The 21,460-nt window shown below is 66.4% G+C and carries 24 protein-coding genes; 5 read left to right on the top strand and 19 right to left on the bottom strand.

Going from position 1 to position 21,460, the window contains the following annotated elements; all coding sequences use genetic code 11:
- Positions 1 to 24: 24 nt before the first annotated feature.
- The 6 genes from Herbaro_RS14765 to Herbaro_RS14790 all read right to left on the bottom strand — a co-directional run bounded on the left by Herbaro_RS14765 (position 25) and on the right by Herbaro_RS14790 (position 5,907).
- Positions 25 to 858, bottom strand: coding sequence for an ABC transporter substrate-binding protein (locus Herbaro_RS14765; protein ID WP_446719273.1), 834 nt, complete (start codon positions 856 to 858; stop codon positions 25 to 27).
- 151 nt (positions 859 to 1,009) lie between these two features.
- The gene (locus Herbaro_RS14770) at positions 1,010 to 1,714 is read right to left on the bottom strand and encodes an ABC transporter ATP-binding protein (protein WP_275010378.1); all 705 of its coding nucleotides are present in this window, start codon (positions 1,712 to 1,714) and stop codon (positions 1,010 to 1,012) included.
- Positions 1,714 to 2,490, bottom strand: coding sequence for a high-affinity branched-chain amino acid ABC transporter ATP-binding protein LivG (gene livG / locus Herbaro_RS14775; protein ID WP_275010379.1), 777 nt, complete (start codon positions 2,488 to 2,490; stop codon positions 1,714 to 1,716). Before livG ends, Herbaro_RS14770 begins: the two co-directional genes overlap by 1 nt.
- Positions 2,487 to 3,713: a high-affinity branched-chain amino acid ABC transporter permease LivM gene (locus Herbaro_RS14780; RefSeq protein WP_275010380.1), complete on the bottom strand. Its 1,227-nt coding sequence runs from the start codon at positions 3,711 to 3,713 to the stop codon at positions 2,487 to 2,489. Before Herbaro_RS14780 ends, livG begins: the two co-directional genes overlap by 4 nt.
- A 46-nt stretch (positions 3,714 to 3,759) precedes the next feature.
- Positions 3,760 to 4,686, bottom strand: a complete 927-nt coding sequence (livH, locus tag Herbaro_RS14785; protein ID WP_275010381.1) for a high-affinity branched-chain amino acid ABC transporter permease LivH — start codon at positions 4,684 to 4,686, stop codon at positions 3,760 to 3,762.
- A 99-nt stretch (positions 4,687 to 4,785) separates the two neighbouring features.
- A complete protein-coding gene (locus tag Herbaro_RS14790; RefSeq protein ID WP_275010382.1) occupies positions 4,786 to 5,907 on the bottom strand; it encodes a branched-chain amino acid ABC transporter substrate-binding protein in 1,122 nt (373 codons plus the stop codon).
- 13 nt (positions 5,908 to 5,920) lie between these two features.
- Here Herbaro_RS14790 and Herbaro_RS14795 point away from each other — a divergent pair, with 13 nt between their 5' ends.
- The 5 genes from Herbaro_RS14795 (at position 5,921) to Herbaro_RS14815 (ending at position 9,758) form a co-directional block, all read left to right on the top strand.
- Positions 5,921 to 6,235, top strand: a complete 315-nt coding sequence (locus Herbaro_RS14795; protein WP_275010383.1) for a hypothetical protein — start codon at positions 5,921 to 5,923, stop codon at positions 6,233 to 6,235.
- A 104-nt stretch (positions 6,236 to 6,339) separates the two neighbouring features.
- A complete protein-coding gene (locus Herbaro_RS14800) occupies positions 6,340 to 7,143 on the top strand; it encodes a phosphodiester glycosidase family protein (RefSeq protein ID WP_275010384.1) in 804 nt (267 codons plus the stop codon).
- A gap of 815 nt (positions 7,144 to 7,958) precedes the next feature.
- Positions 7,959 to 8,813 (top strand): M15 family metallopeptidase, encoded by an 855-nt coding sequence (locus tag Herbaro_RS14805; RefSeq protein WP_275010385.1) that lies wholly within the window; start codon positions 7,959 to 7,961, stop codon positions 8,811 to 8,813.
- A 167-nt stretch (positions 8,814 to 8,980) separates the two neighbouring features.
- Complete coding sequence (locus Herbaro_RS14810) at positions 8,981 to 9,169, top strand: hypothetical protein (protein WP_275010386.1); 189 nt, start codon at positions 8,981 to 8,983, stop codon at positions 9,167 to 9,169.
- Between the two features lie 118 nt (positions 9,170 to 9,287).
- The gene (locus Herbaro_RS14815; RefSeq protein ID WP_342456495.1) at positions 9,288 to 9,758 is read left to right on the top strand and encodes a GNAT family N-acetyltransferase; all 471 of its coding nucleotides are present in this window, start codon (positions 9,288 to 9,290) and stop codon (positions 9,756 to 9,758) included.
- A gap of 10 nt (positions 9,759 to 9,768) precedes the next feature.
- On the opposite strand, the gene Herbaro_RS14820 is transcribed toward Herbaro_RS14815, so the two are convergent.
- The 13 genes from Herbaro_RS14820 to Herbaro_RS14880 form a co-directional block, all read right to left on the bottom strand.
- Positions 9,769 to 10,704 (bottom strand): CysB family HTH-type transcriptional regulator, encoded by a 936-nt coding sequence (locus tag Herbaro_RS14820; protein WP_275010388.1) that lies wholly within the window; start codon positions 10,702 to 10,704, stop codon positions 9,769 to 9,771.
- Positions 10,701 to 11,789 (bottom strand): sulfate/molybdate ABC transporter ATP-binding protein, encoded by a 1,089-nt coding sequence (locus Herbaro_RS14825; RefSeq protein WP_275010389.1) that lies wholly within the window; start codon positions 11,787 to 11,789, stop codon positions 10,701 to 10,703. Before Herbaro_RS14825 ends, Herbaro_RS14820 begins: the two co-directional genes overlap by 4 nt.
- A gap of 12 nt (positions 11,790 to 11,801) precedes the next feature.
- Positions 11,802 to 12,692, bottom strand: a complete 891-nt coding sequence (cysW, locus tag Herbaro_RS14830; RefSeq protein ID WP_275010390.1) for a sulfate ABC transporter permease subunit CysW — start codon at positions 12,690 to 12,692, stop codon at positions 11,802 to 11,804.
- Position 12,693: 1 nt separating this feature from the next.
- On the bottom strand, positions 12,694 to 13,593 hold the full coding sequence (gene cysT, locus Herbaro_RS14835) for a sulfate ABC transporter permease subunit CysT (RefSeq protein WP_275010391.1): 900 nt from the start codon (positions 13,591 to 13,593) through the stop codon (positions 12,694 to 12,696).
- 153 nt (positions 13,594 to 13,746) lie between these two features.
- Positions 13,747 to 14,352, bottom strand: coding sequence for an RBBP9/YdeN family alpha/beta hydrolase (locus tag Herbaro_RS14840; protein WP_275010392.1), 606 nt, complete (start codon positions 14,350 to 14,352; stop codon positions 13,747 to 13,749).
- A 47-nt stretch (positions 14,353 to 14,399) separates the two neighbouring features.
- Positions 14,400 to 15,269, bottom strand: coding sequence for an EAL domain-containing protein (locus tag Herbaro_RS14845; RefSeq protein WP_275010393.1), 870 nt, complete (start codon positions 15,267 to 15,269; stop codon positions 14,400 to 14,402).
- Between the two features lie 61 nt (positions 15,270 to 15,330).
- On the bottom strand, positions 15,331 to 15,546 hold the full coding sequence (locus Herbaro_RS14850) for a TOBE domain-containing protein (protein WP_006464491.1): 216 nt from the start codon (positions 15,544 to 15,546) through the stop codon (positions 15,331 to 15,333).
- 79 nt (positions 15,547 to 15,625) lie between these two features.
- Entirely contained in the window at positions 15,626 to 16,468 is an 843-nt protein-coding gene (locus Herbaro_RS14855; RefSeq protein ID WP_275010394.1) for an ATP-binding cassette domain-containing protein, read from the bottom strand.
- A 26-nt stretch (positions 16,469 to 16,494) separates the two neighbouring features.
- Complete coding sequence (gene ssuC / locus Herbaro_RS14860) at positions 16,495 to 17,337, bottom strand: aliphatic sulfonate ABC transporter permease SsuC (protein ID WP_275010395.1); 843 nt, start codon at positions 17,335 to 17,337, stop codon at positions 16,495 to 16,497.
- 7 nt (positions 17,338 to 17,344) lie between these two features.
- The gene (ssuD, locus tag Herbaro_RS14865) at positions 17,345 to 18,511 is read right to left on the bottom strand and encodes an FMNH2-dependent alkanesulfonate monooxygenase (RefSeq protein WP_275010396.1); all 1,167 of its coding nucleotides are present in this window, start codon (positions 18,509 to 18,511) and stop codon (positions 17,345 to 17,347) included.
- A gap of 40 nt (positions 18,512 to 18,551) precedes the next feature.
- Positions 18,552 to 19,535 carry a sulfonate ABC transporter substrate-binding protein gene (locus Herbaro_RS14870; protein WP_275010397.1) on the bottom strand — a complete coding sequence of 328 codons (984 nt, stop codon included), beginning with the start codon at positions 19,533 to 19,535 and terminating at the stop codon, positions 18,552 to 18,554.
- 110 nt (positions 19,536 to 19,645) lie between these two features.
- On the bottom strand, positions 19,646 to 20,236 hold the full coding sequence (ssuE, locus tag Herbaro_RS14875; protein ID WP_275014028.1) for an NADPH-dependent FMN reductase: 591 nt from the start codon (positions 20,234 to 20,236) through the stop codon (positions 19,646 to 19,648).
- 112 nt (positions 20,237 to 20,348) lie between these two features.
- Complete coding sequence (locus Herbaro_RS14880; protein ID WP_275010398.1) at positions 20,349 to 21,368, bottom strand: sulfate ABC transporter substrate-binding protein; 1,020 nt, start codon at positions 21,366 to 21,368, stop codon at positions 20,349 to 20,351.
- Between the last annotated feature and the right edge of the window lie 92 nt (positions 21,369 to 21,460).

The raw sequence follows: 21,460 nt of genomic DNA on the forward strand, positions 1-21,460 counted from the left end.
TCGCCTTTTTGCTCCGGCATCGCCTCACTGGAAGCCGGCGATCGGCGTGAGTTTCTTCTCGCGCGGGATATTGAACTTGGTCTTGGGACCGAACCACTTGGTCCACAGCGCATCGATCTCGCCGGCTTTCTCCAGCTTCACCAGCGCTTCGTTGACGGCGGCCAGCAAGGTCGGCTCGCCCTTCCTGACGCCCATGGCGGTCGGCTCCCAGGCCAGCGCGCCCTCGACGAACCTGAAGCGGCCCGCCGATTCGCTGACGAAACGAATGCCGGAAGGCATCGAAATGGCCAGCGCGTCGACCTTCTCCTGGGCCAGCGCCAGGAAGGCGCCCGGCGTATCGGGGAAGGTCAGCATCGAGGCGCGCGGCAGCATGCGGCGCACCGCCTGCTCCGGCGTCGAGCTGCGGTTGGCGCTGATGCGCTTGTCGGCGAGGTCGGTCACCAGGTTGAAGCCGGCGTCGGCGCGCACGATCAGCTTGATCGGGTTCTGGTAATGGGAGGCGGTGTAATCGATCTGCTGCGCGCGCTCGCGGGTGAAGCCCAGCGCCGCCACCAGCAGGTCGGCATGCCCTTGCAGCAAGGCCGGTATGCGCGCCTCCACGGTGACGCTGCGGTGCTCCATGCTCACGCCGATCTCGCGCGCCACCGCGGCGCACATGTCGACGTCGAAGCCGACGATCTGGCGGCTTTGGGGATCGGGGAAACCCAGCGGTTCGTTGTTGGCCAGGGTGGCGCAGACCAGCGTGCCGCGCGCCTTGATGTCGGCGAGCCGGTCGGCATGCGCCGCCGAGGAAATGCACAGCAAGGACGCGGCAGCCGCCACGCCGATGCCGATCTTCCTGATGCGCCGCAAAATCATTTTGATCCTTTTTCCTGATGCTGCCGTCGATGGATGACCGAGCATAGCCTGAAACAAAGCCGCGTGTCACTTACCATGCGAATCTCGCCATGGCGCGGGCGAAAAAAAAGCGCATCCGGCGATGCGCTTCTTCTCCGTGCGTCCACGCGCATCAGCCGTGCCCGAGGTATGCCTTGCGCACGTCGCTGTTGGCCAGCAGGTTGGCGCCGGTATCGGACAGCACCACGTGGCCGTTCTCCAGCACGTAGCCGCGGTCGGCCACGCCCAGCGCCTTGTTGGCGTTCTGCTCGACCAGGAACACCGTCACGCCGCTCTCGCGGATGGTGCGGATGATGTCGAAGATCTGCGCGATCACCAGCGGCGCCAGGCCCAGGGTCGGCTCGTCCAGCAGCAGCAGGCGCGGACGGCTCATCAGCGCGCGCCCGATGGCCAGCATCTGTTGCTCGCCGCCGGACATGGTGCCGGCGCGCTGCGCCGCGCGTTCCTTCAGGCGCGGGAACAGGCCGAAGACGTGTTCGATGCCCTGCTCGATGGCGTCGTTGGTGGCGAAGAAGGCGCCCATCTTGAGGTTCTCCAGCACCGTCAGGCTGGGGAACACGCGCCGGCCCTCGGGCGAGATCGCCAGGCCGCGGCGCATGATCTCGTGCGTGGGCAGCTTGGTGATCTCCTCGCCTTCGAACAGGATGCGGCCGGAGGAAGCGCGCGGGCGACCGCACAGCGTCATCAGCAGCGTGGTCTTGCCGGCGCCGTTGGCGCCGATCAGGGTGACGATCTCGCCCTTCTCCACGTTCAGGGACACGCCATGCAGCGCTTCGATGGCGCCGTAGTGGGTATGCACCTTGTCAAACTGCAGCATCATTCTTCTCCCAGGTAAGCCTTGATCACGCGCTCGTCGCTGCGCACTTGTTCCGGCGTGCCGGTGACGATGGGCTTGCCGTGCTCCATCACCAGGATGCGGTCGGAGATGCCCATGATCAGGCTCATGTCGTGTTCGATCAGCAGCACCGCCACGCCATGCTCGCGGCGCAGGCGATCGATCAGTTGGGACAGCTCCTGCTTCTCGTGCGGATTCAGGCCGGCGGCCGGCTCGTCCAGCAGCAGCAGGCGCGGCTTGGTGATCATGCAGCGCGCGATCTCGACGCGGCGTTGCAATCCGTAGGACAGCGTACCGGCCTCGCGGTTGGCCAGCGCCGTCAGGCCCAGTTGGTCCAGCCAGAAGGCGGCGCGCTGCAGCGCTTCCTTCTCGGAACGGCGCCAGGCCGGCGTCTTCAACAGGCCCGAGAGCAGGTTGGTGTTGACCTGGCGGTGCTGCGCGACCAGCAAGTTCTCCACCACCGTCATCGACTTGAACAGGCGGATGTTCTGGAAGGTGCGCACCAGGCCATGCTGCGCCACCTCGTGGCTGGGGCGGCGGGCGATCGACGCGCCGTCCAGGCCGATCTCGCCGGTGGTGGGCTGGTAGAAGCCGCTGATGCAGTTGAACACCGTGGTCTTGCCGGCGCCGTTGGGGCCGATGATGGCAAACACTTCCTTCTCGGCCACCGACAGCGACACGCCGTCCACCGCCAACAGGCCGCCGAAGCGCATCGACAGGCCGGACACTTCCAGCAGGTTTTTCATTGTCTGGCTCATTGCGGCAGCTCCACATGCGGACGGGTGGCGGGCAGCAATCCTTGCGGACGCCACATCATCATCAGCACCATCACCAGGCCGAAGATCAGCATGCGATACTCGGCGAAGCTGCGCGCCACTTCCGGCAACACCGTCAGCAGGATCGCGGCCAGGATCACGCCCAGCTGCGAGCCCATGCCGCCCAGCACCACGATGGCAAGGATCAGCGCCGACTCGATGAAGGTAAACGACTCCGGCGTCACCAGGCCCTGGCGGGCGGCGAAGAAGGAACCGGCCAGGCCGGCGAAGGCCGCGCCCAGCGTGAAGGCCGAGAGCTTGACCCTGGTCGGGTTGATGCCCAGCGAACGGCAGGCGATCTCGTCTTCGCGCAGCGCCTCCCAGGCGCGCCCCATGGGCATGCGCAGCAGGCGGCTGGTGACGAAGTAGGTGAACAGCACCATCAGCAGGGCCAGGAAGTACAGGAAGATCACCATGTGTCCGCCCTGGTAGTTCAGGCCGAACAGCTGGTGGAAGGTGGTGCCGCCCTCGGTGACCGGATTGCGCGCCATGACCAGGCCGAACACGGTCGGCTTGGGAATGCCGGAGACGCCGTCGGGGCCGCCGGTCAGGCTGGTCATGTTGTTCAACAGCAGGCGGATGATCTCGCCGAAGCCCAGCGTGACGATGGCCAGGTAGTCGCCGCGCAGGCGCAGCACCGGGAAGCCCAGCAGGAACCCGAACAGCGCCGAGGCCGCGGCCGCCAGCGGCACGCATTCCCAGAACGTCAGGCCGAAGTATTGGTTCAGCAGCGCGTAGGTATAGGCGCCCACCGCGTAGAAGCCCACGTAGCCCAGGTCGAGCAGGCCGGCGAAGCCCACCACGATGTTCAGGCCCAGGCCCAGCACCACATAGATCAGCGCCAGCGTCATCACGTCGACGTAGCCGCGCGAACCGAAGAAGGGCCACACCAGCGCCACCACCAGCAGCAGCAAGACCGCCGCGCGCTGCTGGCGCGGCTGCATGCGCGGCAAGGCCGGCAGCTTGACGCCGGCCGTGGTGCGCGACAGCGCCGGCCTGGCCAGCTGGAACAGGAACACCGCCAGCACGGCCACCAGCACTGGCGTCCAGTGCGTATTGAGCACCACCCGGTAGCCCTCGAGCTGCAGCTGCATGCCCAGCAGCGGGATGGTCAGTACGGCGGTCACCAGCGCCGCCGCCACGGCGTTCTTGAAAGTCTCAGGCATCATGCCTCCTTGAATATGTCGTAGTCCCGTCGCGCGCCGCGCGAGGTCACACCTTCTCGACGTCGGGCTTGCCCAGCAAGCCGGTCGGACGGAACAGCAGGATCAGCACCAGCAGGCCGAAGGACACCACGTCCTTGTACTCCGACGGCAGGTAGCCCGCCGCGAAGGTCTCGGCCAGGCCCAGCAGCACGCCGCCCAGCATGGCGCCGGGGATGCTGCCGATGCCCCCCAGCACCGCCGCGGTGAAGGCCTTGATGCCGGCGATGAAGCCGATGTAGGGATTGAGCTTGCCGATGGTCAGCGCGATCAGCACGCCGCCCACCGCCGCCAGCATCGCGCCCAGCACGAAGGTGAAGGAAATCACGCGGTTGGTGTCGATGCCCAGCAGGTTGGCCATGCCCATGTCCTCGGCGCAGGCGCGGCAGGCGCGGCCCATGCGCGAGCGCGCGATGAACAGCGTGAGCGCGATCATCAGCAGCAGCGTGACGCCGACGATCACCATGCGCGAATACGGCACGGTGACGGTGAAGTCGCCGCCCATGGTGAATTCGAGCGCGCCCGAGATCAGCACCGGCACCGACATGTCGCGCGCGCCCTGCCCGATCTGGACATAGTTCTGCAGGAAGATGGACATGCCGATGGCCGAGATCAGCGGCACCAGGCGCGGCCCGCCGCGCAGCGGCCGATAGGCCACGCGCTCCACCGTCCAGCCGTACAGGCCGGTCACCAGCACCGACACCACCAGCGCGCCGCCCAGCAGCAGCGGCAGCGGATAGCCGGACTGCACGCCGATCGCCGTCAGGGTGACCAGGCCGACATAGGAGGCGATCATGTAGATCTCGCCGTGGGCGAAATTGATCATGCCGATGATCCCGTAGACCATCGTGTAACCGATGGCGATCAGCGCGTAGATCGCGCCCAGCGAGAGCCCGTTGACGAGCTGCTGGGTCAGTTGTGGGAGCAATTCATTCATAAGAGAGGACTACCAGATGTGGAAATGCCCCACTCATACAGCAATGGGGCATTTCGCGGTTTGACGTCAGGTCAGACGATCGCGCCGACGAGGCGCTAATTACTTCGCCTCGGTCTTGGTGGCATCCTTGTGCCAGGTGAAGACGACGAACTTGAACGCCTTCAGGTCGCCCTTCTTGTCGTATTCGACGGTGCCGATCGGGGTCTTGAAGCTGTTGGCGTGGATGTAGGCGGCAACCTTGTCCGGATCGGTGGACTTGGAACCGGCGATGGCGTCGGCGATGATCTTCACGCCCGAGTAGGCCGGCATCTGGAACGGGCCGTTCGGATCGCGCTTCTGCGCGGTGAAGGCCTTCACCAGCGCGGCGTTGGCCGGATCGGCGGCGAAGTCGGCCGGCAGCGTCACCAGCATGCCTTCGGAAGCGGGACCGGCGATGGCGGTGATGTCCTTGTTGCCCACGCCTTCAGGGCCCATGAACACGGCCTTGACGCCCTGCTCGCGCGCCTGGCGCATGATCAGGCCCATTTCGGGGTGATAGCCGCCGAAGTAGACGAAGTCCACGCCCTGGGACTTGAGCTTGGTGATGATGGCGGAGTAGTCGCTGTCGCCGGCGTTGATGCCTTCAAACACGACCACCGGTACCTTGGCCGCGTCCAGCGCCGACTTCACCGAAGAAGCCACGCCCTGGCCGTAGGACTGCTTGTCGTGCAGCACGGCGACCTTCTTGGGCTTGAGCTTCTCGATCACGTAGCGGGCGGCGGCGGGACCTTGCTGGTCGTCGCGGCCGATGGTGCGGAAGATGTACTTGTGCGGCTTGGCTTCGGTCAGCTGCGGCGCGGTCGCCGACGGGGTGATCATCACCACGCCTTCGTTTTCATAGATGTCGGAGGCCGGGATGGTGGAACCCGAGCACACGTGGCCGATCACGTACTTGATGCCCTGGCTGACGATCTTGTTGGCCACGGCCACGGCTTGCTTGGGCTCGCAGGCGTCGTCCATCAGTACGACTTCGAACTTGTTGCCGTTGGCGCCGCCGGCGGCATTGATCTGTTCCACGGCGGTCAGGGCGCCGGCCTTGACCATATCGCCGTACTGGGCGACGGCGCCGGTCATCGGGCCGGCGATCGCGATCTTGACGGTTTCGGCGTGTGCGGCGCCCGCGAAGGCGGCAACTGCGGCGGTGGCCAGGGCGATCTTGCTCAGACGGATTGCGGATTTCATTGACGTTTCCTCCATGAAGTATTCGTTTCAAAGAGCGCTGCCGGAGATGAAAAAAGGCAGGCGCACGTTGGGCTCCGGTTCTCTGGCCCCGATTTTTTTCGGGTCCGGCCGGCGCATGGGGGCAGAGTGTAACACCACCGTCACATACACCAAATTTTTTTTGAGAAAACAGCATATATCGTCATTTCTGCCCTCTCAAATTTCATTTCCCGCACGTTTTGACCTGTTTTTCTTCCGTTTCAAAAATTTCTTGCTGATTCGCACTGCACAAATCGCCGCCTCGCGTGATCGCTCGCAAACGCAGGCCGCGCGCGGCTTTGCGCGGTAAATTGCAGCGCCGCTGGCAAGCCCGCGCGCACGCCATTTAAAATAGGCGCCCGCCCTGCCCTGCGGATGCCCCGCAGGACCTGCCGGCGTACAAGCACATACCCGATGCGTTTTACCTCCGTTTCGCCGATTGCTCTTTTGGCCCCGCAGCGGGCCGCCTGCGCATGGCTGGCCGCCGCACTGCTCGGCGTGCTCGGCGGCGCCCCTGCCGCGGCCGCCGAGATCAGGCAATACCAGTACCACCAGACCTTCATCAGCGCCTGCCGCGCCGATCCGCGCAGCGACGCCATCCGCACCTACTGGAAGGACGCGGCCGGGGTGCCCCTGGGCACCTTCGCGCGGCTCGACGCCATGCTGCGCGAGCAGGGCCAGGAGCTGCTGTGCGCCACCAACGCCGGCATCTACGACAAGCAACTGCAGCCGCTGGGCCTGTACGTCGAGAACGGCAACGTGCTGCGCAAGCTCAACACCCGGCAGAACGCCTACGGCAACTTCTACATGCAGCCCAATGGCGTGTTCGTGCTGGGGGCGCGCAACGCCTACATCGTCGAGACCGGGGACTACGCGGCCGAGGCCGCGCTGTGGGGTTCGACCGCGCGCTACGCCACGCAGTCGGGGCCGCTGATGATGGTGGCCGGAAAGATCAACCCGCGCTTCGCCCCGGAGTCGCCCAACGCCGTGGTGCGCAACGCCGTCTGCCTGGACGCCGCCGGCATGGTGACGCTGGCCATCGCGCGCAACCCGATCAGTTTCTACGACTTCGCCGTATTCCTGCGCGACGAGCTCAAATGCACCGACGCGCTGTATCTCGACGGCAGCATCTCGCGCATGTATCCCACGCTGGAAGCCAACATGGGGCCTGCGTTCGGGGCGATGATCGCGGTCCTGAAAGGCGCGCCGGCCAAATGAACGGCGGGCAAAAAAAAGCCCGCAGCATAAATATCCGCGGGCAAGTTCCCTATCAAGAGGGAGGTTGAAGGAACAGTTCAACCACTTGTAGGAGTCAGGGGCCGGAAAAAAAGTTCGGCAAGATTTGACAACACTTTTCCCTCGCATCCCTCCCGCCATGGCAGCCCGTGCGCAAGCGCGGCAATAGGGCCGCGATGCCACGCCGCGCTCGCGTCCCCTTTCGGCTTCCAATGAAAAGCGCCGCAACGGAAATCCGTTGCGGCGCATGCAGTGCTGTTCCCACTGCGGTATTGCTGTGCGGCTGTCGCCGTTCTTTTTTAAAGCGATGCCAAGCTGCTTACGGCTTCTTGTCGCCGCCCGCGGTATCGCCCGAGGCCGGCGGCGTAGCCGGTGCGGCCGGGGCCGACGAGTCGGCCGGGGGCGCTGCCGAAGGAGCGGCCGGCGCGGCCGAGGTGCTGCCAGAATCAGCCGGGGCCGGAGTCGGCGATGCCGGTGCGGCCGGCGAACTTGCCGGGGGAGTGGCTGCGGGCGTAGCCGGGGCTTCGTCGCGCTTGTTGCAGCCTGCGAGAACAGCGGTGAATACGGCGGCAGCCAAGAGGGTGTGGCGAATCAGCATGTTTTGCCTCCAAAGGTTGTTGATCGGATTTGCCGAAAATCATAGGTTTGCCGAGATTCGACTACTTCTGGAGACAAATTATTCCCGTTTCGCTTGCCGCAGACTGTCAGAAAACAACGCATATTCATGTCAGCCATCCGTCGAAACATTGCCCTGACAACAACTCCAGGCACTTGAAAAAGCCGTATCATCGCCAACTATGACCTCCATCGCCGCCCGCACCCCGCGCTTGCCCGCCCCGCTTTCCTGCCTGGCCTTGCTGGGCGCCCTCTTCCTGCCCCCTTCGGCCCGCGCCGACATCATTCCGGTGTCGGCCGCGCAGTGCGCCGACATGAAGGCGCGCCAGGTGATCACCGCCGCCAATCCGGTGCCCTGCGCGCGGCTGGCCACGGTCAGCTTCGACTACACCGATTTCGACGGCGCCGTGCGCCGCGGCTCGGTGGTGGTGCTGGATGCGGTGGCGCCGCAGGTGGAGTCGCTGTTCGGCGAACTGCTGCTGCGCTCGGTGCCGCTGGCCGGCGCCGTGCCGCTGGAGCATTTCGACGGCGACGACAGGAAATCGATGGCGGCCAACAATACCTCCGCCTTCAACGGCCGCCCGATGACCGGCGGCGGCGGCTGGTCCAAGCATGCCTATGGCGCGGCGATCGACATCAACCCCTTGCAGAATCCCTATGTGAGCCAGGCCGGCAGCGCCCGCCAGGAAGTATTGCCGCCGGCGGCAGCGCCTGAATTCCTGCAGCGCGCGCCGGTGAAGCCCGGCATGGCCGAAGACCTGGTCGGCGTGTTCTACGACCACGGCTTCCTGGTCTGGGGCGGCAACTGGAAGCAACCGATCGACTACCAGCACTTCGAGATCGGCAGCCGCAACTTCATCGGCAAGCTGGCCGCGCTGCCCAGGCGCGAGGCGCGCGCCGAATTCGAGCGCTACGTGACGCGCTATCGCAGCTGCGCCCACCGGGGCGCGCAAGCGGCGGCAACCGTCGAGGGCGATGACGACGCGCCGGAAGACACCGCCCTGCGCGAGAGCTGCGCGGCGCGCCTGCGCAAGTAAATGAAGGCCGGTGTCACGCCGGCGTCATGCTCCGCGCTCCGGCGTAAAGAGCGGTAAGTCTTGGTTAAGAATCGCAGCCGAAACGTAACGCCCGCCTATACTTCCCCGGCAGTACGAGTCTGGGCCGGCGCGGCCCGGTAGCCCACGCTTTCCTGAGGATGAATCCCATGACGATCAACTCCGTCTCTTCCGGCCGCAACGCGGCCGCGCATGTCCCCACGACCCAGCCGGCGAAGAAACCGGCGGTCAACTTCAGCGAACTGATGAATGCCGGGATGGCAGCCCAGCCGCAGGCAGTCACGCCCGCCAGCGTTGCCGACGCCACCCTGCTCACGCAGACCGGCAAGGTCGCCTGAGCGGCGCGGACATCGTCCGCGAATGCAAGAAAAGCCCGGAGCGTTCGCGCGCTCCGGGCTTTTTTCCTTGCTTGCAAAACGCGCTGTATATACTGTGCGCTCCAACAGGAGGAAGCACATGGAGCAGCGCAAGGAGGGGTTCGTCATCAGGACGGCGGCGCGGGACGATTTTCCGCAATGGAAGATACTCTGGGACGACTACAACGCCTTCTACGGCCGCTCCGGTCCCACTGCACTGCCGCCGGAGATCAGCCTGGCCACCTGGACGCGCATCCATGACGCGGCCGAGCCGGTGCATGCGCTGGTGGCCGAAAGCGAAGGCCGCCTGCTGGGCATCGCCCATTACCTCTATCACCGCAACACCATCCTGCTCGGGCCCACCTGCTACCTGCAGGACCTGTACACCGCCGACGCCGCTCGCGGCAAGGGCGTGGGCCGCGCGCTGATCGAGGAACTGTACCGCCGCGCCGCCGCCGACGGCGCCGAGCGCGTCTACTGGCACACCCATCACACCAACGCCGCCGCGCGCCGCCTGTACGACACGGTTGCGCTGGACTCCGGCTTTATTGTCTACCGCAAGGCGCTGTAAGGGCCCGCGCTCACTGCTGGGCGTTGGCCTCGTTCAAGGCGTTGACGATGTCGGCGCGCTTGAGGTCGGGCGCGAACTGCAGGATGAAGTCGTAGGCGTAGCCGCGCAGGTAGGCGCCGCGACGCACCGCCAGGCGCGCGATGTTGGGCTTGAACAGATGGGCCGCGTTGATCGCCACCAGGTTCTGGTGCTGGCCCTGGTCCACCGCCATCGAGGCCACCAGGCCCACGCCCATGCCCAGCGCCACGTATTGCTGGATGACGTCGGAGTCCATCGCGGTCAGCACGATGTCGGGCTCGATGCCGGCCTGGCGGAACGCCTGGTCGATGTGTCCGCGGCCGGTGAAGCCGACGTCGTAGGTGATCAGCGGCCAGGTCGCGAGGTCTTCCAGGCCGACCTGCTCCAACCCCAGGAGCGGATGCCCTTGCGGCACCACCAGCACGTGGCTCCAGGTATAACAGGGGAAGGACACCAGTTCCTTGAACTGCGACAGGCCCTCGGTGGCGATGCCGATATCGGCCTTGCCCGAGATCACCCATTCGGCGATGTGTTCCGGCGCGCTCTGCTGCAGGGCGATGCGCACCTGCGGGAAGGCGTCGCGGAAGGCCTGCACCACGCGCGGCAGCACGTAGCGCGCCTGCGTGTGGGTAGTGGCGATGGACAGCGTGCCGCTCTCCTCGCCGGCGTACTCCTTGCTGGCGCGGCGCAGGTTCTCCGCCTCCAGCAACAGGCGCTCGACGATGCCGAGGATGCCCTTGCCGGGCTCGGTCAGGCCGGTCAGGCGCTTGCCGTTGCGCTCGAAGATTTCCACGCCCAGCTCTTCCTCCAGCTCGCGGATCTGGCGCGACACGCCGGGCTGCGAGGTGAAGAGCACGTTGGCCACTTCGGTCAGGTTGAAGCCGCAGCGCGCGGCTTCGCGGATGGATCGCAATTGCTGGAAGTTCATCGCGCGCTCCCGCCGTCGACGCCGGCCTGGTCGGCGAACACCCGCAACCGGCGCGGCTTGACCACCAGGGTCTCGCCGCTCTTCAGGTCGAGCTGGGAGAAGCGCTCGTTGGAAATCACCGCCTCGATCAATTGGGCGTTGTCGTCGCGCTCCAGCTCCAGTTGGGCCAGCGGGCCGATGGCGTGCGAGCGCTTCAGTTGCACCACGATGCCCTCGGCGCCGGGCGAATAGCGCTCCACTTCAAGATCGTGCGGGCGCACGAAGCCGATGCCGGCGGCGTCTTGCGCGTCGTCGTAGCCGGGCGCGGCGAACTGCGCGCCGCCGGCGTCCAGCACGCCTTCATGCAGGCGGCCGTGGAACAGGTTGACGTTGCCCAGGAAGCCGTAGACGAAGGGCGAGGCGGGATGGTTGTAGACCTCCTGCGGCGCGCCGATCTGCTCCACGCGGCCCTTGTTCATCAGCACCACCTGGTCGGCCACTTCCAGCGCTTCTTCCTGGTCGTGGGTGACGAAGATGCTGGTGACGTGCAGCTCGTCATGCAGGCGGCGCAGCCAGCGGCGCAGCTCCTTGCGCACCTTGGCGTCAAGCGCGCCGAAGGGCTCGTCCAGCAGCAGCACGCGCGGCTCCACCGCCAGCGCGCGCGCCAGGGCGATGCGCTGGCGCTGGCCGCCGGAGAGCTGCGGCGGATAACGGTCGGCCAGCCAGTCCAGCTGCACCAGCTCCAGCAGGCTCTTGACCTTCTCGCGGATCGCCGCCTCCGAGGGGCGCTGGCTGCGCGGCTTCACGCGCAGGCCGAAGGCGATGTTGTCGAACACGGTCATGTGCTTGAACAGCGCATAGTGCTGGAACACGAAACCCACCTGGCGCTCGCGCACATGGCGCGCCGAGGCGTCGTCGCCGTCCAGCAGCACCTGGCCGGAATCGGGCGACTCCAGGCCGGCGATGATGCGCAACAGCGTGGTCTTGCCGCAGCCCGAAGGGCCCAAGAGCGCGGTCAGCTCGCCCGCGGGGAAATCCAGCGAGACGTTGTCCAGCGCGGTGAAGCTGCCGAAGCGCTTGTTGATCTGTTTGACTTCGATGCTCATGTGCTACTCCTGTTATTCGTTCTCGGAGACGGCCAGCTGCTTGTGCAGGCGCCACTCGATGAGGCTCTTGATCGCCAGCGTCACCAGCGCCAGGAAGGCCAGCAGCGACGCCACGGCGAAGGCGCCGGTGATGTTAAATTCGTTGTAGAGGATCTCGACTTGCAGCGGAATCGTGTTGGTCTCGCCGCGGATGTGGCCGGAGACCACCGACACCGCGCCGAACTCGCCCATGGCGCGGGCATTGCACAGGATCACGCCGTACAGCAGGCCCCACTTGATGTTGGGCAGGGTCACGTGCCAGAAGGTGCGCCAGCCGGAGGCGCCCAGCACCAGCGCGGCTTCCTCCTCCTCGCTGCCTTGCGACTGCATCAGCGGGATCAGCTCGCGCGCCACGAAGGGGAAGGTCACGAACACGGTGGCCAGCACGATGCCCGGCACCGCGAACAGGATCTTGATGTCGTGCTCGCGCAGCCAGGGGCCGAAGTAGCCCTGCAGGCCGAACAGCAATACGTAGATCAGGCCGGAGATCACCGGCGACACCGAGAACGGCAGGTCGATCAGCGTGAGCAGCAGGTTCTTGCCGCGGAACTCGAACTTGGCGATGGCCCAGGCCGCCGCCACGCCGAACACCAGGTTCAGGGGCACGGCGATGGCCGCCGTCAGCAGCGTCAGCTTGATGGCCGACCAGGCGTCGGGTTCGACGATGGAAGCCACGTAGACGTCCCAGCCCTTCTTGAGCGCCTCGTAGAACACCGCCACCAGCGGCACGAACAGGAACAGCGTCAGGAAGGCCAGCGCGATGCCCACCAGCGCCACGCGCACCCACAAGGGTTCCAGCGTGGCGGAGGGAGTCAGCGGCGGTTCGCCGCGGCCGGCGAAATTGGCAGAGGGAGCGCCACTCATGTCAGGCCCTTTCCGCCCGGCCGCGCTTGCGGGTCCAGGCTTGCAACAGGTTGATCGTCAGCAGCAGCAGGAACGACACCACCAGCATCACCGTGGCGATCGCGGTGGCGCCTGCGTAGTCGTATTGCTCCAGCTTGGTCACGATGAACAGCGGCGTGATCTCCGACACCATCGGCATGTTGCCGGCGATAAAGACCACCGAACCGTATTCGCCGGCGGCGCGCGCAAAGGACAGCGCAAAGCCGGTGAGCAGCGCCGGCAGCACGGTCGGGAAGATCACGTAGGAGAAGGTTTGCCAGCGGCTGGCGCCGAGGCTGGCGGCCGCTTCCTCAAGTTCGCGCTCGGCGTCTTCCAGCACCGGCTGCACGGTGCGCACCACGAAGGGCAAGCCGATGAAGGTCAGCGCCACCAGCACGCCCAGCGGGGTGAAGGCGACCTTGATGCCGATCTTGGCCAGCAGGCTGCCGATCCAGCCGTTCTGGGAATACAGGGTGGTCAGCGCGATGCCGGCCACCGCGGTGGGCAGCGCGAACGGCAAGTCGACCAGGGCGTCCACGATGCGCTTGCCGGGGAAGCGGTAGCGCACCAGCACCCAGGCCACGATGCCGCCGAAGAAGACGTTGAGCAAGGCGCCGATCAGCGAGGCGCCGAAGGTCAACCGGTAGGACGCCATCACGCGCGGCGAGGTCACCGCCTCGACGAAGCCCTCCCAGGTGAGGGTGAAGGTTTTGAGGAAGATCGCCGACAGCGGGATCAGCACGATCAGCGTCAGGTAGAAAATGGTGAAGCCCAGCGACAGGCCGAAACCCGGCAGCACGCGCTTGCCGCGGGCGCTGCGGGAGGCCGTCGCCGTGGCCTGCGGGGCCACGATGGGTGCGGCTGGTGAACTGGATGCGGACATGGAAGCGTTCTCTTTTTATTACAAATGCGACTATAGGTGACCGATATTCGCACCCGTTAGTTATAAAGAGAACGAAGTTTTTTGCATGCCTTTAGACGAAAACCGAATAAGAAGACACGAAAAATCGCGCAAGCTGGCAAGGAAGAATTGCCTTCATGGCAAGGCCGGCGAGGCGGCGGCGCGCTCCAGCAGGCCCAGCAGCAGGCGCTGGCCGGCGGTCCAGTCGCCCAGGCCGGAGTCGGCATTGATATGCCCGAGCGCCCCGGCGCTGGTGAAACCGGCGCCCCACGCCTCGGCCCAATGGCGGGCGCGCGGCGCGCTCATCCAGGGATCGTCCTCGCTGCCCACCACCAGCGCCGCGAACGGCAGGCGGTGGCTGACCTCGGCGGCGACGCCGAACTTGTCGGGATCGGCCGGGGCCACCAGCAAGGCGGCCACAATCGGGGAGCCGGCGCCGGTCTCGGCCTGCAAGGCGGCGGCGCGGTGCACCGTGGTCAGGCAGCCGAAGCTGTGGGCCACGATCACGGTGGGCCGGCTGTCCTGCGCCAACATCTCGCCCAAGCGGCTCGACCAGCGCGGCAGCTCGGCCTGGCCCCACTCCTCCTGCTCTACCCGTTCGAATGCCGGATACAGGCGCTGCCAGCGCGACTGCCAGTGCTCGGGTCCGCTGCCGTGCAGGCCGGGCGCGACCAGCACGCGGTAGTCGGCCAGGCGCGACGGCGGCGCGGCGGCGGCAGGATGCAAAGAAGAGCGGTTCATCGTGACCTCGCGAAGGAAGGCGCCGGCGGCGGCCGGCGTGTGGCCGTTCAGGCGGCCTGCTGGCCCGATCCGCCCGACGGCTGGAGCTGGGCCTGCGGGGTGTCCCACAGGTAACCCTGGGCGTGGATGGTCTGGGCCAGCGCGCTGCCGTATTGTTCGAGCTTGTCGAACACCTCGCGGTTCTCGACGCGCTTGAAGAAGATGCGCACGCCCTGGTCCGCCGCGCGCAGCAGCAGCAACGCCACGCTGTCGGGATCGGCCAGCTCGCGCGCATCGACCTTGATCAGGTCGGGCCTGACCTTGTCGAGCAGGCTCAGCGCCTCCAGCGGGCTGTTGGCCGACACGCCCAGGCGGAAGCCGTTGCGGCGATAGTTGTCGAGCACGTAGTTGAGCAACCAGCGCTGGTTGGGCGTGACCACCGGCAGCTGCAGCACGATGCGTTCGTGCGGCAGCTCCAGCGCCGAAAGGATGCGTCGGTAGGCCACGCCGTGATTGTTGTTGACCGCCGCCAGCAGGCGCGCATGCACCGACAGGTGCAGCTCGGGCGCGTCATCGCCGGCCTGGCGATAGTAGTTGATGGCGTGCAGCATGCGGCACAGCCGGTCGAGCTCGACCGACTCGTCGTCGCTGGCGGCCTGGTCCAGCAGCTTCCACAGGTGCAGGCCGTCGTCGATCTCGGAATAGCTGCGGGCGAAGGCCTCGTAGGCGATCACCTCGCCGCCGCCGAAGCTGCGCACGGCCTGGAAGGCCGAGGTCAGCGAAGTATTGAAGAAGCGCCCGACCGCGCGGCCCTGCTCGTCCAGCCAGACCTTCGATGCATTCGATGCGCTCGATGCGTTCGGGTTTGCCGCGCTGCCGGCATTGCCGGTACTGCCATTGAGGCGCTCCAGATAAGCGTCCAGTGCCTGATAAGCCATCCGGCATGCTCCATGAAAAAAGAGGCGCCGCCCCCGAGGCGGGAGCGGCCTGCCGCGCTGCTTACAGCTTGGCGATCGAGACTTCGGTCGCCTTCACCAGCGCCACGACTTCGCTGCCGATGGTCAGGCCCAGGTCCTTGACCGAGCGGGTGGTGATCACCGATGTGACGATGCCGGCCGGGGTCTCGACGTCGACTTCCGACACCACGGAACCCTCGATGATGGCCTTGACTTTGCCCTTGAACTGATTGCGTACGTTGATTGCCTGGATGGTCATGCTCTGCTCCTTGGTGGATGTGCGGCGCCGACACCTGTCGCGCCGCGATGGTTGAAATGCCTTGCTCTTGCCGGGCGGCTCACACCGCCCATTGCACCTGTTGCACGCCGCGCGGCGCGAACAGCTGCGATTGCTCTTCGATGACAGCCTGCGCGCTGCCGGGATGGCGCAGCACGCGCGCCAGGATCGCCTCTTCCAGCTGCGCAAAGCGGGCCTGGCCGCGCGAACGCGGGCGCGCCAGTTCGATGCGCTGGTCCAGCGCGACGCGGCCGTCCTCGATCAGCAGCACGCGGTCGGCCAGGGCGATGGCTTCCTGAACGTCGTGGGTGACCAGCAAGGCGGTGAAGCCGCGCTCCTGCCACAGCGATTCGATCAGCGCCTGCATCTCGATGCGGGTCAGCGCGTCGAGCGCGCCCAGCGGCTCGTCCAGCAGCAGCAGTTGCGGGTCATGCACCAGCGCCCGCGCCAGCGCCACGCGCTGACGCTGGCCGCCCGAGAGCACCGCCGGCCATTCGCCGGCGCGCTGGTCGAGGCCGACGTGGCGCAAGGCTTGCAGGGCTTGCGGCGCCGCCTGCCTGGGCAAACCCAGCGCGACGTTGGCCTGCACCCGCTTCCATGGCAGCAGGCGCGAATCCTGGAACATGATGCGGATCTCGGGATCGGCCACTGCCTGCGCGTTGTGCTCGTAAATCACTTCGCCTTCGGTGGCGCCGTCCAGCTGCGCCACCAGGCGCAGCAAGGTGCTCTTGCCGCAGCCGCTGCGGCCGACGATGGCGACGAATTCGCCCGGCTCGATCTCAAGATCGATACCGTGCAAGACCTCGCGCCCGCCGAAGGACTTGGACAAGGCTTGCAGGCGGATGCCGATGCCGCGGCCGGCGGCGCGGCCCAGCTGGCGGTTTTCCTGTGCGTCGATGCGCATCGCGTTCTCCGGTATATGCGGTCGGTTCATTGGTAGCCGGGATGCCAGCGCAGCCAGAAGCGTTCCAGCGCGCGCGCGGCAGTGTCGGCCAGCTTGCCCAGCAAGGCGTAGAGCAGGATGCCCACCAGCACCACATCGGTCTGCAGGAACTCGCGGGCGTTCATGGTCATGTAGCCGATGCCGGCCTGGGCGGAGATGGTCTCGGCCACGATCAGCAGCACCCACACCAGTCCCAGCGCAAAGCGCAGGCCCACCAGGATGGACGGCAAGGCGCCCGGCAGGATCACGTCGCGGTACAGCGCCCAGCCCGAGAGGCCGTAGCTCCTGGCCATCTCGATCAGGCCGCGGTCGACCGAGCGGATGCCGTGGAAGGTATTGAGGTAGACCGGGAAGAACACGCCCACCGAGACCAGGAACAGCTTGGCCGTCTCGTCGATGCCGAACCACAGGATCACCAGCGGGATCAGCGCCAGCGCGGGAATATTGCGCACCATCTGCAGCGTGGTGTCGAGCAGCAGCTCGGCCGAACGCAGGCTGCCCGAAAGCAGGCCCAGCACCAGGCCGAGGCCGGCGCCGACCGCGAAGCCCGAGGCTGCGCGACCGCCGGACACCGCCAGGTGGCGCCACAGTTCGCCCGAGGCCGAGAGGCTCCACACGGCCTTGAGCACCGCCCACGGTTCCGGCAGGATGCGGCTGGAGAGCCAGCCGGCCTGGGCTGCGATTTCCCACCAGGCCACCAGCGCCAGCGGCAGGATCCAACCGACCCAGGCCTGGCCGCGCGTACTGCGCTCGGCGTTCTTTTTCGATTTGCCCGCGGCCGCCGGCACACCGGCGGCGTCGACTGGAGCATTGGAAGTCGCTGTCGTCATGATGGCCTCAGCTTGCCGACACGCGCACCGGCGCCGCCTTGGGCACTTCGGTGTTGCCGACGATCTCGCCGAAGGGGCCGGAGAGCTTGCGCTCCTCCTGCGCCTCGCGCTGCGCGCGCGGCAGGTGCGGGAACACCAGCTCGGCGAAGCGGTAGGACTCTTCCAGGTGCGGGTAACCGGAGAGGATGAAGGTGTCGATGCCCAGCGCCGCGTATTCCTTCAGGCGCGCGGCCACGGTTTCGCCGTCGCCCACCAGCGCGGTGCCGGCGCCGCCGCGCACCAGGCCGACGCCGGCCCACAGGTTGGGGCTCACTTCCAGCTTGTCGCGGCGTCCGCCGTGCAGGGCCGCCATGCGGCGCTGGCCTTCCGAATCCATGCGGGCGAAGTTGGCCTGGGCCTTGGCGATGGTCTCGTCGTCCAGGCGGCTGATCAATTCGTCGGCGGCGCGCCATGCGCCTTCATTGGTGTCGCGCACGATCACGTGCAGGCGGATGCCGAAACGCAGCGTGCGGCCGGCGCGGGCGGCGCGCTCGCGCACGCGGGCGATCTTCTCGGCCACGGCGGCCGGCGGCTCGCCCCAGGTCAGGTAGACGTCGACCTGCTCGGCGGCGAGGTCGATCGCCTCGTCCGAGGAGCCGCCGAAATACAGCGGCGGATACGGCGCCTGCACCGGCGGATAAAGCGCCTTGGCGCCCTTCACGCTGAGGTGCTTGCCCTCGAAGCTGGTCTCGCCGCCGGTATGCGTCTTGGCCAGCACGTCGCGCCAGATCTTGAGGAATTCGTCCGAGATCTCATAGCGCTCGGCGTGGGTGCCGAACACGCCGTCGCTCTCCTGCTCCACCGGGTCGCCGCCGGTGACGACGTTGATCAGCAAGCGGCCGTTGGACAGGCGATCAAAGGTCGCCGCCATGCGCGCCGACAGCGTGGGCGCGGTCAGGCCGGGACGCACCGCCACCAGGAATTTCAGGCGGCGGGTAGCGTCGATCAGGCTGGCGGCCGCCACCCAGGCATCCTCGCAGGAACGGCCGGTGGGCAGCAGCACGCCGTCGTAGCCCAGCGTGTCGGCGGCCACCGCGACCTGCTTCATGTAGTCGTGGGTCACCGGGCGCGCGCCTTCGGAGGTGCCGAGGTAGCGGCTGTCGCCGTGGGTGGGGATAAACCAGAAAACGTTCATGCTTGACTCCTGTTGTGCGTGTGCCCGGCCGTTCGCCTGCTTATTTCAGGACGGCGTCGCTGACCTTGAGCTGCTTGGGGATCAGCTTGAGTTCATAGAAGGCGTCGGCGATCTTCTGCTGCTCGGCCAGCACGCCGGCGTCGACCGGCTTGTAGACGTGGGCATAGCGCTTCAGGCCGGTCTCGATGATGTCGGCGTCCAGGCCCTGGATCGGCGCGAGCTGGGCGGCGGCTTGCGCAGTATGGGTACGGACCCACTCGCCTTCACGGGTGATTTCTTCCAGCAGGATCTTCTCGATCTGCGGATTCTTGCTGGCGAAGGGGCGCGCGGAGAGGAAGAACTGGTGGTGGTTGACCGCCCCCACGCCGCTGGCCAGGCGACGCGCGCCGACCTGTTTCTCGGCGGCGGCCTGGAACGGATCCCAGATCGCCCATGCATCGACGGCGCCCTTCTCGAACGCGGCGCGGGCATCGGCCGGCGCCAGGTAGACCGGCTGGATGTCGCTGTAGGACAGGCCGGCCTTCTTCAGCAGCGCCACCACCAGCCAGTGCACGTCGGAGCCCTTGTTGAAGGCGACCTTCTTGCCCTTGAGCTCGGCCACGCTTTTCAGGGTCGAAGTCTTGGGCACCAGCAGGCCTTCGGCATCGGGCGTGGGGATCTCATAGGCGGTGTAGACGAAGTCGGCGCCGGCGGCCTGCGCGAACACCGGCGGCGCTTCACCCACGTAGCCGAAATCGACCGAGCCGACGTTGAGCGCTTCCAGCAATTGCGGACCGGCCGCGAATTCCGCCCACTTCACTTCCACGCCCAGCGGCTGCAGGCGCTTTTCCAGCGCGCCATGCGCCTTCAGCAGCACCAGCGTGTTGGCGGCCTTCTGGTAGCCGATGCGCAGCAGCTTGGTTTCCTGGGCGTGGGTCGCGGGAACAACTCCGGCGGCGATGGCCAGGGCGCCCAACGCGATGGCGGACAGGCGGCCCAGGGCGTGGCGGCGGGCGGTCTTCTTGTTGTCGTTGCTCGAATTCACGATGGTTCTCCGTTTGGTTGGCGTACAGGCGGCCTTCCGCTGCACCAGCCGGTTGTCATGTCGGTTCCGTATTGGTCGCCGGCCGTGAAGCCGGCTGGCTCAACAATGCGTCAGACGCTACAGCGCACCTGCGAGAAAGGCACTTCGCGGAATTCCTCCGGCGCCGCCTTGTGCAGCGCCAGCAGGCTTTCCGACAGCTGCGCCACACCTTCGTCGACGCGGGCGGCGATCGGCGCATCGAGCTGCAGGCCCTGCTCCTCGCTCCACACGACCTGGGCTTCGGTGGCGTAGATGCTGGGCAGCACGTGCTTGGGATTGAGCGAAGACAGCACCGGGCGCAACGCATAGTCCAGCGCCAGCATGTGCGACTGGCTGCCGCCGGTGGCCAGCGGCAGCACCAGCTTGTTGGTCAGGCCGAACTGCGGCAGCAGGTCGAGGAAGGCCTTGAGGATGCCGCTGTAGGCAGCCTTGTAGACCGGCGTGGCGATCACCACCGCCGAGGCCTCTTCCACCGTCGACAGGGCGGCCTTGATCTGCGCGTCGTTCCAGTCGGCGCGCAGGATGGCCTGGCCGGGCAGGTCGCGCACCTCGATGCGCGCGTAGCGATGGCCGAGCTGGACCAGCTTGTCGCCGACGTGATTCAGGAGGCGGGTGGAACGGGAAGGCGCCGAAGGGCTGCCGGCCAGCAACAGGATGGTCATGTCGGTCTGCTTGGTTTGCTTGGTGTGTTTGCGGACGGGCATGCGGCCCGCCTGCGTCGATTCTTTGCATCGACCGCGGGCCGGCTTGGCCGGCCCGCGGGCTTGCGTCGGATTACTTCTTGTTGGGCACGTACAGCTGGTCGAAGGTGCCGCCGTCGGAGAAGTGGGTCTTCTGGGCCTTTTGCCAGCCGCCGAAGTCCTTGTCGATGGTCACCAGGTTCAGCTTGGGGAATTGCGAAGCGTACTTGGCGGCGATCTTCGGATCGATCGGGCGGTAGTAGTTCTTGGCGATGATTTCCTGGCCTTCTTCCGAGTACAGGTGCTTCAGGTATTCCTCAGCCACCTTGCGGGTGCCGCGGCGGTCGGCCACCTTGTCGACCACGGCTACCGGCGGCTCGGTCAGGATGGAGATCGACGGCGCGACGATGTCGAACTTGTCCGGGCCCCATTCCTTGAGCGAGATCAGCGCTTCGTTTTCCCAGGCCAGCAGGACGTCGCCGATGCCGCGCTCGACGAAGGTGATGGTGGCGCCGCGGGCGCCGGAGTCCAGCACCGGCACGTTCTTGAACAGCTTGGAGATGTAGTCGCGCGCGGCGGCGTCATTGCCGCCCTTCTTCTGCGCATAGGCCCAGGCCGCCAGGTAGTTCCAGCGCGCGCCGCCGGAAGTCTTGGGGTTGGGGGTGATGACCGACACGCCCGGCTTGATCAGGTCGTCCCAGTCCTTGATCTGCTTGGGGTTGCCCTTGCGCACCAGGAACACGATGGTGGAGGTATACGGCGAGCTGTTGTGCGGCAGGCGCTTTTGCCAGTCGGCCGGCAGCAGCTTGGCCTTTTCGGAGATCTCGTCGATATCGTAGGCCAGCGCCAGGGTGACCACGTCGGCATCGATGCCGTCGATCACCGAGCGGCCCTGCTTGCCGGAACCGCCGTGAGAGGCCTTGATGGTGACGTTGTCGCCGGACTTTTCCTTCCAGTACTTGGCGAAGCTCTTGTTGTAGTCGGCGTAGAGTTCGCGCGTCGGGTCGTAGGAGACGTTGAGCAGCGAAATATCGGCCGCATGGGCCACGTGCGCGGCCTGCGCCAGCACCAGCGTGGCGGCGACCGTTTTGATGATGTTCTTCAGCTTCAGCATGTCCGTTCCCAGAGTGTCGTGTTTGTTATGGAGAGCACAGGTTAATGAGAGCTCCACTGAAAAAGAACGAATACTTTCTTCTCTGAATATGC

The organism is Herbaspirillum sp. WKF16, assembly GCF_028993615.1.
Taxonomy (GTDB): Bacteria; Pseudomonadota; Gammaproteobacteria; order Burkholderiales; family Burkholderiaceae_D; genus Herbaspirillum.